General features: G+C 71.2%; 11 protein-coding genes and 1 pseudogene. 6 read left to right on the top strand and 6 right to left on the bottom strand.

Annotated features, from left to right (window positions below; all coding sequences use genetic code 11):
• Nucleotides 1–101: 101 nt before the first annotated feature.
• Nucleotides 102–254, top strand: a complete 153-nt coding sequence (locus ACK4LS_RS08805; RefSeq protein ID WP_409716195.1) for a hypothetical protein — start codon at nucleotides 102–104, stop codon at nucleotides 252–254.
• A gap of 70 nt (nucleotides 255–324) precedes the next feature.
• On the opposite strand, the gene ACK4LS_RS08800 is transcribed toward ACK4LS_RS08805, so the two are convergent.
• The 4 genes and pseudogenes from ACK4LS_RS08800 to ACK4LS_RS08785 form a co-directional block, all read right to left on the bottom strand.
• Nucleotides 325–1230: a glycine betaine ABC transporter substrate-binding protein gene (locus tag ACK4LS_RS08800; RefSeq protein ID WP_409716192.1), complete on the bottom strand. Its 906-nt coding sequence runs from the start codon at nucleotides 1228–1230 to the stop codon at nucleotides 325–327.
• Between the two features lie 153 nt (nucleotides 1231–1383).
• Nucleotides 1384–2376: an ABC transporter permease gene (locus ACK4LS_RS08795; RefSeq protein ID WP_409716189.1), complete on the bottom strand. Its 993-nt coding sequence runs from the start codon at nucleotides 2374–2376 to the stop codon at nucleotides 1384–1386.
• Complete coding sequence (locus ACK4LS_RS08790) at nucleotides 2376–3701, bottom strand: glycine betaine/L-proline ABC transporter ATP-binding protein (RefSeq protein ID WP_409716280.1); 1326 nt, start codon at nucleotides 3699–3701, stop codon at nucleotides 2376–2378. Before ACK4LS_RS08790 ends, ACK4LS_RS08795 begins: the two co-directional genes overlap by 1 nt.
• Before the next feature lie 708 nt (nucleotides 3702–4409).
• Nucleotides 4410–4700, bottom strand: a pseudogene (locus tag ACK4LS_RS08785) (chorismate mutase); the annotation flags it as partial.
• Between the two features lie 80 nt (nucleotides 4701–4780).
• On the opposite strand from ACK4LS_RS08785, the gene ACK4LS_RS08780 reads away from it, so the two are divergent.
• Nucleotides 4781–5905, top strand: coding sequence for an AI-2E family transporter (locus ACK4LS_RS08780; RefSeq protein WP_409716186.1), 1125 nt, complete (start codon nucleotides 4781–4783; stop codon nucleotides 5903–5905).
• Nucleotides 5906–6118: 213 nt separating this feature from the next.
• Here the strand turns inward: ACK4LS_RS08780 and ACK4LS_RS08775 are convergent, their stop codons facing one another.
• Together ACK4LS_RS08775 and ACK4LS_RS08770 are read right to left on the bottom strand one after the other, a co-directional pair.
• Entirely contained in the window at nucleotides 6119–7318 is a 1200-nt protein-coding gene (locus ACK4LS_RS08775; protein WP_409716183.1) for a lactonase family protein, read from the bottom strand.
• Nucleotides 7318–8604: an adenylosuccinate synthase gene (locus ACK4LS_RS08770; protein WP_409716180.1), complete on the bottom strand. Its 1287-nt coding sequence runs from the start codon at nucleotides 8602–8604 to the stop codon at nucleotides 7318–7320. The genes ACK4LS_RS08775 and ACK4LS_RS08770 overlap by 1 nt, the downstream gene beginning before the upstream one ends.
• 105 nt (nucleotides 8605–8709) lie before the next feature.
• Here ACK4LS_RS08770 and ACK4LS_RS08765 point away from each other — a divergent pair, with 105 nt between their 5' ends.
• The 4 genes from ACK4LS_RS08765 to argG all read left to right on the top strand — a co-directional run bounded on the left by ACK4LS_RS08765 (nucleotide 8710) and on the right by argG (nucleotide 12743).
• Nucleotides 8710–9441 carry a Pr6Pr family membrane protein gene (locus ACK4LS_RS08765; RefSeq protein ID WP_409716177.1) on the top strand — a complete coding sequence of 244 codons (732 nt, stop codon included), beginning with the start codon at nucleotides 8710–8712 and terminating at the stop codon, nucleotides 9439–9441.
• 69 nt (nucleotides 9442–9510) lie between these two features.
• Nucleotides 9511–10509, top strand: a complete 999-nt coding sequence (locus ACK4LS_RS08760; RefSeq protein ID WP_409716174.1) for a glycoside hydrolase family 6 protein — start codon at nucleotides 9511–9513, stop codon at nucleotides 10507–10509.
• 18 nt (nucleotides 10510–10527) lie between these two features.
• Entirely contained in the window at nucleotides 10528–11205 is a 678-nt protein-coding gene (locus ACK4LS_RS08755; protein WP_409716172.1) for a peptidylprolyl isomerase, read from the top strand.
• A gap of 95 nt (nucleotides 11206–11300) precedes the next feature.
• Nucleotides 11301–12743 (top strand): argininosuccinate synthase, encoded by a 1443-nt coding sequence (gene argG / locus ACK4LS_RS08750; protein WP_409716169.1) that lies wholly within the window; start codon nucleotides 11301–11303, stop codon nucleotides 12741–12743.
• Nucleotides 12744–12846 lie beyond the last annotated feature (103 nt).

Here is a 12846-nt window from a genome sequence, read left to right as displayed (position 1 = left end):
CCGGTGGGGCCGGACGCGCCCCGCGAGAGCTGTTCGGTCACAACGCAGGCGGGCAACCCCGCACGGGTCGACGGGAGCATCCACACGGTACGACCGGCCCGGTGAGCGAGCCCGTCGCCCCACGGGCGAGCACCCTCCACTGGTGGGCGGTGGCCGCGGCGATCGCGGCGCTGACCGTGCCCGTGCCGACGGCTGGGGGTTCACCGATCCTCCTGGAGCAGTCGTTCATCGACGACGCCGTCGTCGTCCCCTGAGAACGACACCCCGGCGACCACAGCGAGACGGCCCCCTCCGCACCGGAGGGGGCCGTCGCTGTGCGAGAGGTCAGTCGCGCTGGGTCGAGAACGCCTCGGGGTACTGCTCGAGCCACGCGTCGACGGCCTCGGCCTCGCGGCCCTCGCCGTACTCGTTGACGACGAGGTCTTCGAGGGCGCCGTACTGCTCGTCGTCGAGCTGGATGCCGGCGATGAGCTCGGCGGCATCCGGGTACTGCTCCGCGAAGCCGCTCGTGCCCAGGAAGTGCAGCGCCTCGGGGTCGCCCATCAGCCCCTGGGGGTCTTCGAGGTCCTTCACGTCGTAGGCGTCGTTGGCCCAGAAGGGACGCCACAGGGTGACCGCGATGTCCTTCTGCGCCGCGATGGCGTTGTCGAGCTCGGTGAGCATCGCCGCGGTCGAGGAGGTGACGAGCTCGTAGTCGCCGTCGAGGCCGTAGCCGGGCAGCATCGATTCCTGCGTCTGCTTCGTCAGGCCCGCGCCCGGCTCGATGCCGTAGATGCGGCCGCCGAAGCGCGCCGGGTCGGCCTGGAGGTCTTCGATGGAGTCGATGTCGACGTAGCTCGGCACCGCGATCGTGAGCTTGGCGTTGTCGTAGTACGCGCCGAGGTCTTCGATCTGGTCGCCGTAGGTGTCCATGTACGACTTGTGCGTGAGTTCGGGCCAGGCCGAGGGGTAGATGTCGACGTCGCCCTGGGCGAGGCCGGTGTACAGCGGACCCGCTTCGGTGAGCGTCTGCATCTCGACCGAGTAGCCGAGCTTCTCGAGCTGGTCCTCGAGCAGGTACGCGGTGCTCAGGCCGTCGGTCCACGAGGGGAGGAAGCCGAGCGTGATGGTGCCCTTGTCGCCGCCTTCTCCCGAGCCGCCGTCGGCCTGGTTGCCGCTCGCGCAGCCGGCGAGCGCCAGCGCGCCGACGGCGCCGAGAGCGAGAGTGCTGGTGAGGTGTCGTGTCTTCATTGCTGTGTTCTCTTCCTTTTCGTATGTGATTTCCGTTGGGGCCCCGCCCGTCGGGCGCGTGAGGGGTCCGTCTCCGTCGCCCGGGAGCGTCCTCGGCGACGGATGCCGACCCCTCACGTCGAGCACGTCGAGGGGGCGAGGGCGATGCCGGTGTCAGCGGCCGGTCGAGATGGGCGCGCGACGGGGCGACGCCTTCTCGCGCGCGGCGTCCGCCGACGGGGTGCCGGCGTGGGGCGCCGAGGCGGCGCCGGCCGCCGCGACCGCCGAAGCCCGTGCCGCACGGCGGCGCCCGAGCACGCCCAGCAGCGACCCGCCGTTGTCGGCGCGATTGCCGAGGGCGGCCGTCAGGCGATCGAGGTACACCGCGAGGATGACGACGCTGAGACCGGCCTCGACACCCTTGGGCAGGTTGACGGTCGAGATCGACTGGACGACCTCCTTGCCGAGGCCGTCAGCGCCGACGATGCCGGCCACGACCGCCATCGACAGGGCGAGCATGATCACCTGGTTGACACCCGCCATGATCGTGGGCGTCGCGAGCGGCAGCTGGATGCCGCGCAGGATCTGCCAGGGCGTGGCACCGAACGCGTGTCCGGCCTCGACCGTCTCGGAGTCGACACCGCGGATGCCGAGCTCGGTCAGACGCACCCCCGGGGGCAGCGCGAAGATGACCGTCGAGACGACACCGGGCACGACGCCGATGCTGAAGAACGTGATCGCCGGGATCAGGTAGACGAACGCGGGCATCGTCTGCATGAAGTCGAGGATCGGTTTCAGGATCGCCCGCACCGTGGCGTTGCGCGCCGACCAGATGCCCAGAGGCACCGAGATCGCCACGGCGACGACGGTCGCCACGAGCACGAGCGCCAGGGTCTGCATCGCGGTGACCCACTGCCCCATGGCGAGGATCAGTGCGAAACCGATGACCGTCCCGATCGCGAGCTTCCACGAGCGCAGCAGCCAGGCCAGCAGCGCCGCGATCACGATCACCACGACGATGGGCGCCGCCAGCAGCACGTCGCTGAGTCCACCGACGAGGAACCGCACGGTCACGGCGATGACGTCGAACAGGCCCGAGAGGTTGTCGCGCAGCCAGTCCACGGCGGAGTCGACCCACAAGCCGACGGGAATGCGGAAGCCGTCCATCAGCGCACCCCCTCGATTCCGGATGCCGCGGCTCCGCCGGCGGCGCCGCGCGAGCCGGCGGCCGACGCCGACACGGAGTCACCCGCATCCGGGTCGGTGCCCGTGGCGTCGAGCGCCGCATCGATCTCGGCGGACGGGAGGGGCTGCGGGAGCACGGTGATCTCCTCGGTCGAGGTGGGTCCGGGCCCGAGAGCCGCCAGCAGCGTCACGCGCGGGATGACGCCGGCCAGGCGTCCGTCGCCGTCGAGCACGGCGAGAGGAAGGGGCGACTCGACCGACGGGACGAAGAGGTTCATGAGCACGTCGTCTTCGCGCACGGCCTGCGGCACCGGCTTGAGCTTGCCGTGCAGCGAGTTCTCACCCGCACGGACGAGCTTGATGGCATCCCGGTCGGTGATGATGCCCAGCGGCTTGCGGTCGCGGTCGGTCACGTAGACCGCCGACATGTAGGCGTCGCGCATCTGGCGCAGCGCCGTGCGGGGGCCCGCCGAGGCGTCGACGCGCGGACGCGGACGCTCCATGACGTTGCCGGCGGTGAGCACGCGGGCGCGGTCGACGTCCTGCACGAACTGCTCGACGTAGTCGTTGGCCGGGTCGGTGAGGATGTCTTCCGGCGTGCCGATCTGCACGATGCGCCCGTCGCGCATGACGGCGATGCGGTCGCCGAGGAACATCGCCTCGTTGAGGTCGTGGGTGATGAAGACGATGGTCTTCTTCAGGGTGCGCTGCAGCTCGAGCAGCTGTTCCTGCATCTCGCGCCGGATGAGCGGGTCGAGGGCGCTGAAGGCCTCGTCCATGAGCAGGATGTCGGTGTCGGCGGCGAGCGCACGGGCGATGCCGACGCGCTGCTGCATTCCACCCGAGAGCGCCGAGGGGAGCTTCTCGCCCCAGCCCTCGAGACCGACGAGCGCGAGGATCTCGTTCGCCTTCGCGAGGCGCTCGGCCTTGGCGACCCCGCGCAGTTCGAGCGGGTAGGCGACGTTCGCCGCCACCGTGCGGTGCGGGAGGAGGGCGAAGTGCTGGAACACCATCGCCAGCCGGTCGCGGCGGAGGGTGCGCAGCCGCGCGGCACCGACGCCGGTGAGGGCGTCGCCCTGCACCTCCACGGTCCCCGCGGTGGCGTCGTGCAGGCCGTTCAGCATGCGGATGATGGTGGACTTGCCGGAGCCGGACAGGCCCATGATGACGAAGATCTCACCGGGTCTCACGTCGAAGCTCGCGTCGATGACGGCGGCGGTTCCGTGGTCGGAGATCTCGTCGCGCGACGAACCGGCGCGCAGCTTGTCGACGGCGGCCTGGGGTGCGCGGCCGAAGACCTTGAACAGGTTCTTCGCCGCGAGAGCGGGCGCCGCGGAGGCGGGCTCCCGAGAGGCGGGCTCTCGAGAGGCGGGCTCCGTGGGGGCAGGCGGATGTGTCACTGGTGCACCTCGGCGGCCTTCGGGTGGCCGCAGCGGTCACGCCCGGGTGGCAGCCGTCGGCACTCTCCGGGGGCGGAGCGCACCGGCACCGGACATCGGGTCCGGCGCCCTGGCCGCCGACCGTACGCTCGCGGCGTCCCCTCCCCCGAGGTGGCACCGGCGACCGCGGACTGGTCGGGTGAACGGCCCTGAAAGGGCCTCCACAAACGTTTCACGGTGATGGATCGGCTGGCAAATCAGCGGCGGACTTGCCCTGACGGTGGGCCTGTGGCACGCGCGCGCGCCTGGGATCGGCGGTCGCGGCACCGGTCATGGATTCACGTGGATGTCACCTCGGGCGTGTCGCCCGTGCCCATAGGGCGAGCACGCGCCTCCCCCCGCCACGCACGACACCCGCGCGAACGGGCGGCACGGTCGCGCCCTCGAGCGGCACGGCCGCACCGGGGGCACCGGGATCTCGACGACGCTCGCCACGCCGGGCCGGACGCGGCGGGATCAGTCCGCGGAGGGTCCGGCGTCGGCGGTGCGGACGGGGGGTGCGGCGCCCGCGGGCGTGGCGTCGGTGGGCGCGGCGCCTGCGGGCGTGGCGTCGGCGGTGCGGGCGTCGGCGACGGGCTCTACCGCTGCGGTGCGGTGGTGACGGATGACCTCCGCGACGACGAAGTTGAACCACTTCTCCGCGAACGCGGGGTCGAGGTCGGCCTGCTCGGCGAGCTGCACCAGCCGGGCGATCTGCTGCTCCTCGCGCGCGGGGTCGGATGCCGGCATCCCGTGCTGCGCCTTGAGGACGCCCACCTGCTTGGTGCAGCGGAAGCGCTCCGCGAGAAGGAAGATGAGCGCGGCGTCGATGTTGTCGATGCTGCCGCGCAGCCCCTGCAGAATCGTCGAGGGATCGGCGTCGGTCATGTGTCCTCCCAGATCGCTCCGACCCTACCGCGGCGCGCTCGACGCCGCGCACCGGCGTACCCCGGTCCTACAGTGTGAGCATGAGCCGATCGACGCGCCCCGACCCCACCGCCGAAGGCGCCGACGCCGGGGCTGCCACCTCGCGCGACAAGCCGGTGTGGTCGGCCGTCTCCCGCCCGTACGCCGCGGGCTTCTTCCTGACCCTCGGCGGGCTGACCGCGTTCCTGCTGGCGCTCGCCCTCGGCAAGTTGTCGACCGTGCTGATCTACATCGCCATCGCGCTGTTCGTCGCCCTCGCGCTCGACCCCCTCGTCCGTCTGCTCGTGCGCCGCGGCCTCTCGCGCGCCTGGGGGATCGTGATCGTGTTCGGCGGCCTCGCCGTGATCCTCGCGGGCGCACTCTGGCTGCTCATCCCGCCGGTCGTGCGGCAGGTCGAGCAGTTCGTCGGCGACATCCCCTCCTTCGTCAACGACCTCATCGACAGCGACGCGGTGCGCTGGGTCGAGGCGAACTTCGGCGACAGCCTCGGCAACGTGCTGAAGGAGGTGCAGAACTTCGCGACGAACCCCGCGAACATCGCCGCGATCGGCGGTGGCCTGCTGCAGGTGGGCATCGGCATCGGGGAGTTCATCTCGGGCGCGATCATCGTGCTCGTGCTGAGCCTGTACTTCCTGGCATCCCTGCCCAAGATGAAGAACAGCCTCGTGCGTCTGACCCCCGCGCGCAGCCGCGAGACGGTCGCCGACATGACCGGTCAGATCACCGACTCGGTCGGTGGATACCTCGCCGGCATGGTGGTGCTCGCCCTGTGCAACGCGGTTTTCGCGTTCATCGTGCTCACGATCCTGCAGCAGCCGTTCGCAGCGCTCCTGGCCGCCCTGGCTTTCGGCATCACCCTGATCCCCCTGGTCGGTTCCGTGCTGTTCTGGGCGACGGCCACGCTGTTCACGCTGATCGTCAGCCCCACCGCGGGCCTGTGGTTCGCGATCATCTACCTCGCGTACATGCAGATCGAGGCATACATCCTCACGCCGCGCGTCATGAACCGCACCATCTCGATCCCGGGTGCGCTCGTCGTGATCGGCGCGCTGGTCGGCGGCACGCTGCTGGGGCTGCTCGGCGCCCTCGTCGCCATCCCCGTCACGGCGTCGGTGCTGCTGATCGTCAAGCAGATCGTCATCCCGCGACAGGATGCCAAGAAGTAGCACGCCCACTCCAGCGAACCGCCGAACCTCGAGCGTGGTTCCTCCTCGGCATAAACGCACCCCGCGCGCATAAACGCGCTGTACTCGTGTTTATGTGCGCAGAAAGCGTTTATGCCCCGGGGGCGGACCCAGCGCATCACGAGCACCCCGACGGCGACGGGATCGCCGCCCGTGGCCCACGCGGCGCGGGTTAACCGGGGGCGGAAAGCGGGCTCAGCGCAGCGGCAGCAGACGCGTCGGCGACGGTGAGGCCGTGCGGTGCCGCACCCGCCCCGGGACGCCCGTGCGCTGGTCGAGCGGCAGCGACACGATCTCGTGCGCGAGCTGCCCGGCCACCAGGAGCGTGTCGTCGACCACGACGTGGTGCCGCGGCCAGTGCGTGCCGGTCTCGGCGAGAGCGGTGAGCTGCAGGGTCTCGCCCGCGCCGCGCACCGACAGCACGCCGACCGTGTCGCTTCCGCGCACGCCCGCGTACAGCGTCGAGCCGTCGCGGCCGGCGCACAGTTCGGCCGCGGTGTCGGTCTCGAGCGTGCCGAGCAGCCGCTCACCCGAACGCACGTGCCAACGCCCCTCGCGATCGGCGGCGAGCACGAAGACCTCCCGGCTGAGCTCGGTCACCACGTAGAGGTGCCCCGACGGATGCCACAGCCCGTGCCGCGGACCGCTCCCCTTCGGGAACACCACGCTCTGCACGAGCCGGAGCCCGTCCGCTGCCGGACGCCAGATGCGCACCAGGTCGAGGCCCATGTCGGTGGTCGCGACGAGACCGCCCGGAAGGAAGGTGGCCTGATGCGCGCGCGAGACGCGGGCGCCGGCGGCCGCCTCCTCCGACTCGGCGTCGGTCTCGGGAACGTCGTCGTATGCGGGGATGAGGTGCCCGTACTCCTCACCCGCCGCGTCGCGCAGCGCACGGGCCGCGGCAGCGAGGTCGGGCACCACGGCGCCCGACACGCGCGCGCCGGTCGAGACGGCGCCTTCCACGGGCGACGGCCCGTACGGGTCGGCGGCCTCGGCGGCGATCACGGGTCGAGACGGCCGGCCCGCGGCATCCAGGTCGATCCGCACGACGCGTCCATCGCCCCAGCAGCTGGCGACGAGGAACGAGGCGTCGGGCGCGACGGCGACGTGGCACACGGCCGCGCCGGCGTCGACGGGCGCGCCGACCGGCGTCAGCCTGGTCTCACCGGTGCGTCGATACGCCTGGACGGTGCCGTCGAACTCGACGGCCGCGTAGAGCAGCTCGTGCGTGGGGTGGGCCGCGATCCACGACGGCGATCCCGGGGCCGCGACAGCCGTGCCGACCATGCCGAGTGGGCCGCCCGCACCGGGCGAGTCGGCCTCGCCGGCCTGGAGCAGGCCGATGCCCTCGGCGGATCCGGCGTCGGGGGCGTACGCGCCGACCCAGAACCGCATCAGTCGATCAGGTCGTGACGGACGATGACCTGATCGCGGGCGGGACCCACGCCGATCACCGAGATGCGCGTTCCGCTCATCTTCTCGAGGGCCAGCACGTACTCCTGCGCGGTCTGCGGAAGGTCGTCGAACGTGCGTGCCGACGAGATGTCCTCGCTCCAGCCGGGGAAGTTCTCGTAGATCGACTTCGCGTGATGGAAGTCGGTCTGATTGACCGGCAGGTCGTCGAACCGCACGCCGTCGACGTCGTAGGCGACGCAGACCGGGATCTGCTCGAGGCCGCCGAGGATGTCGAGCTTGGTCAGCACGAGGTCGGTGATGCCGTTGATGCGGGTGGCGTAGCGCGTGATCGGCGCGTCGTACCAGCCGACGCGGCGCGGGCGACCGGTGGTCGTGCCGAACTCGAACCCGCGGGAGCGCAGCCAGTCGCCGCTCTCGTCGAACAGCTCGGTCGGGAACGGACCCGATCCCACGCGCGTGGTGTACGCCTTCACGATGCCGACGATGCGGTCGAGACGGTTGGGACCCACGCCCGACCCCGTCGAGGCGCCACCGGCCGTGGCCGACGACGACGTCACGAACGGGTAGGTGCCGTGGTCGACGTCGAGCATGGTGGCCTGGCCGCCCTCGAAGACGACGACGTCTCCGGCATCCAGCGCGTCGTTCAGCAGCAACGAGATGTCGGCGACCATCGGCCGCACGCGCTCGGCGTACGACAGCAGGTCTTCGACGACCTCGTCGACCGTGACCGAGCGACGGTTGAACACCTTCACGAGCATGTGGTTCTTCTGGTCGAGGGCTCCCTCGACCTTCTGCCGCAGGATGTTCTCGTCGAACAGGTCTTGCACCCGGATGCCGACCCGGTTGATCTTGTCGGCGTAGGCGGGCCCGATGCCGCGACCGGTGGTGCCGATCTGACGCTTGCCGAGGAAGCGCTCGGTGACCTTGTCGAGCGTGCGGTGGTACTGCGTGATGATGTGCGCGTTCGCGCTGATCTTCAGCCGGCTGGTGTCGAGCCCGCGGGCGTTGAGCGCCTCGAGCTCGGCGAAGAGCACCTCGAGGTCGACGACGACGCCGTTGCCGATCACCGGCGTCACGCCCGGGGACAGGATGCCGCTGGGCAGCAGGTGCAGCGCGTACTTCTCGTCGCCGATGACGACGGTGTGGCCGGCGTTGTTGCCGCCGTTGAACTTCACCACCCAGTCGGTGCGCTCACCGAGCAGGTCGGTGGCCTTGCCCTTGCCCTCGTCGCCCCACTGGACGCCGACGATCACGATTCCGGGCATGAGTGCTCCTCGCATGTTGTCCGGCGGTACACCCCATCCTATCGAGCGGGTCCGACACCGCCCCGCGGCCTGCCGACGGGGTCGCCACGTCAGTACCCTGAACGGATGACGACGACGACGCGGTGGGCGACCGGCTGGAACATCCTGCGGGCGATCGTGGCCGTCGCGGTCCTGGTGGCCGTCGTCGCGCAATTCGTCTCCACCGCCTCCGGGGCGGCCGCGGCCGGCCGCGACGTCACGACGACGGTGGCGAACTTCTTCAGCTTCTTCACGATCCTCTCGAACGTGTCGGCAGCCGTCGTGCTGCTGATCGCAGCGGTGCGGTTCGCCCGGCGGCGTCCTGCGGCCGACCACCCCGAGGTCGACAGCCCGGCCCTCGCGACGGCGCTCGCCTGGGTCTCGACCTACATGATCGTCACCGGCGTCGTCTACAACCTCCTGCTGCGGGGCCTGCCCCTGCAGCCCGAGACGGTCGGCTGGTCGAACGAGATCCTCCACGTGTGGGGGCCGCTCTTCCTCCTGCTCGACGTGCTGCTCGGGTCCGGCAGACGGCGACTGCCGTGGACGGCGGCTCTCGGAGCGGCGATCTTCCCCATCGTCTGGATCGTGTACACGCTCCTGCGCGCCCCCCTGATCACCAACCCCACCACGGGCGCCCCCTTCTGGTACCCGTATCCCTTCCTCGACCCCAGCACCGGCGGGTGGGGCAGCGTCGCCGTCTACATCGTCGTGATCGCCCTCGCCATCGTCGCCCTCGCCGTCGGCGTGGTCGCGATCGGCCGGGCGCGCGGCATCCGCGGGGCCGCTGCGAGCGTCGATTCGGGCCGTCGGGGGTGATGTCCGCGCTCCGGTGGTGATAATCGAACGGAGGGGACCGATCCCCGGCCCCGCCGAAAGCGATACCGGATGCCGTCACGCCCAGCGCCGTGGAGAACGTGGCTCGTCGCGAGCGCCCTCGCGTTGATCGTCGCGCCCCTCGCCCTCGTCGGCTCGTCCGCGGCCTCCGCCGCCTCCCCGTCGACGATCTCGACCGGCCCGAACCCCCTGGCATCCGGCCCCGCCCTCCCCGCGTTCTCGGCGGCCGCCGAGGCGCAACAGGCTGCGATCCGCGCCGGTCGCACCAGTGTCGCGAAGCGCATCGGCGTGATCGCCGCGCAGCCCTCCGCCGTTTGGCTCGGCGACTGGTACGACCGGGCGTCGCTCGTGCGGGTGCTCCAGGCCGAGACACGGGCCGCGGTGCAGCAGAAGAAGGTCGCGGTGTTCGTGCTCTACGCCATCCCGGCCCGCGACTGCGGTCAGCACTCCGCCGGCGGATTCGACGCCGCCGCCTACCGCGAGTGGACGAAGACGATCGCCCGGACGCTGCGCGGCACCCCCTCGGTCGCGATCGTGGAGCCAGACGCCCTCGCGATGATCGGCGAATGCGAGGGCCAGGGCGATCGGGCGGCGCTCATCCGCCAGGCCGTGCGCGACCTCGCCGCGGCGAACGTGCCCGCCTACATCGACGCGGGCAACTCCGGCTGGGTTCCGGCCGAGGCGATGGCCGAGCGGCTGCGCGCCGCCGGCGTGTCCGAGGCGCGAGGCTTCGCCACCAACGTGTCGGGGTTTCGCGGCACGGCGTCGGAGCAGAAGTACGCCGAGCGGGTGCGCGCACTCCTCGGCGGCACGACCCGCTACGTCATCGACACCTCTCGTAACGGCCGCGGATGGACCGGCGACTGGTGCAACCCGGCCGGCGTGGGCCTGGGCAGCACCCCTCGCGCGGTCACCGGGAGCGGCGGTCTCGATGCGCTGCTGTGGATCAAGCGCCCGGGCGAGAGCGACGGCGGCTGCAACGGCGGTCCCGCGGCGGGGAGCTGGTTCGAGAAGGCGGCGCTCGAGCTGGTGTCGCTGCGCAAGACCTAGGCCTCTACCCTGGAACGCGTGCGTACGCGACTGATGTCCGCGGCCCTGGCCGCCTCCGCCCTGCTCCTGCTCGCCGGCTGCGCGGCGGGCACGCCCGACACCTCCGCCCCCGCGGCGAGCTCGTCGTCGGGGGGCGCCGCGAGCGGGGAGTGCGCGTACCCGACGTCGGGGCAGCCCGCCGTCGACGTCACGCCCCCGGCAGAGGGGACCGATCGCCCCACCGGCGACGTGCAGGCGGTGCTGCAGACCTCGGCCGGCGACATCCCGATCACCCTGAACGGCGAGCGCACCCCCTGCACGGTCGAGAGCTTCGTGTCGCTCGCGCAGCAGCAGTACTTCACCAACACCGAGTGCCACCGCCTGACCACGCAGGGCATCTTCGTGCTGCAGTGCGGCGACCCCACGGGCACCGGCCGTGGTGGCCCGGGCTACCGCTTCGCCGACGAGCTCGACGGCAGCGAGACGTATCCGGCGGGCACCGTCGCCATGGCGAACGCGGGTCCGGGCACCAACGGATCGCAGTTCTTCCTGGTCTACGACGACACGCAGCTGAGCCCCGACTACACGGTGTTCGGCACGATGTCGCCCGAGGGTGTCGAGGTCGTCGAAGCGATCGCCGCCGCGGGCACCGAGGGCGGTGCCCCCGACGGGCCGCCCGCCGAGCCGGTGACGATCACGGGCGTCACCGTCGGCTGACCCCTCCTCCCCCGGCACTCCGCGCGAGCGGGGCGCGTCGCGGGGTCGGGGCGCGGGGTCGGGGCGCGGCATCCCTCCGTCCTAGAATCGGAGGCATGTCCAAGGTCCTTCAGTCCCTTCCCGTCGGCGAGCGCGTCGGCATCGCCTTCTCGGGTGGTCTCGACACCTCGGTGGCCGTCGCGTGGATGCGCGACAAGGGCGCCGTGCCCTGCACCTATACGGGTGACCTCGGGCAGTACGACGAAGACGACATCGCCTCGATCCCCGGGCGCGCGACGCAGTACGGCGCCGAGATCTCGCGTCTGGTCGACTGCAAGACGGCACTCGTCGAAGAGGGCTTCGTCGCGCTGGCGTGCGGCGCGTTCCACATCCGCTCGGGCGGCCGTACGTACTTCAACACCACGCCCCTCGGCCGCGCCGTCACCGGCACCCTCCTGGTGCGGGCGATGAAGGAAGACGGCGTCGACATCTGGGGCGACGGCTCCACCTACAAGGGCAACGACATCGAGCGGTTCTACCGCTACGGCCTGCTCGCCAACCCCGCTCTGCGCATCTACAAGCCGTGGCTCGACGCCGACTTCGTCACCGAGCTCGGCGGACGCAAAGAGATGAGCGAGTGGCTCGTCGCCCACGACTTCCCCTACCGCGACAGCGTCGAGAAGGCGTACTCGACCGATGCCAACATCTGGGGCGCGACGCACGAGGCGAAGACCCTCGAACACCTCGACGTGTCGCTCGAGACCGTCGAGCCCATCATGGGCGTGCGGTTCTGGGACCCCGAGGTCGAGATCGAGACCGAAGACGTCACGGTCGCCTTCGAGGGGGGTCGTCCCGTCTCGATCAACGGCGAGCGCTTCGACGACCCGGTCGCTCTCGTGCGCGAGGCCAACGCCATCGGCGGCCGTCACGGCCTGGGCATGAGCGACCAGATCGAGAACCGCATCATCGAGGCCAAGTCCCGCGGCATCTACGAGGCCCCCGGTATGGCGCTGCTGTTCATCACGTACGAGCGCCTGGTCAACAGCATCCTCAACGAAGACACCCTCGCCACCTACCACGAGCAGGGTCGCCGGCTCGGTCGCCTCATGTACGAGGGGCGCTGGCTCGAGCCGCAGTCGCTCATGCTGCGCGAGTCGATCCAGAAGTGGGTCGGATCGACCATCACGGGCTCGGTCACGCTGCGTCTGCGCCGCGGCGAGGACTACACGATCCTCGACACCGTGGCATCCGGCATGTCGTACTCGCCCGAGAAGCTGTCGATGGAGCGCGTCGGCGACGCCGCGTTCGGCCCCGTCGACCGCATCGGGCAGCTCACCATGCGCAACCTCGACATCGCCGACTCGCGCGCGCGCCTCGAGCAGTACGCCGGGCTCGGGCTCATCGGCGGTCCGACGGGTGAGCTCGTCGGCGATGTCACCCAGGGCGGTGCCCGCGAGATCACCGAGCCGGCTGCCCCGCTCTCCGCCGACGGCGAGCGCCTCGCCGAGGCGACCGACGTCGCGGGCGAGAGCGCCGCGTTCGACTCCGGCACCGACTGACCCCCACGTTCGACGAATCCGGCGGCCCCCGGGGCGGCGGCGTAGGAGTCGGGGCCCGGCCCCCCGCGCGGGGCGGGGATCCCCCCCCCCCACACCCCCCCCG

The sequence above is a fragment of the Microbacterium sp. genome (genome assembly GCF_046295495.1).
GTDB lineage: Bacteria > Actinomycetota > Actinomycetes > Actinomycetales > Microbacteriaceae > Microbacterium.
This window is presented reverse-complemented; position numbering and strand designations above follow the sequence as displayed.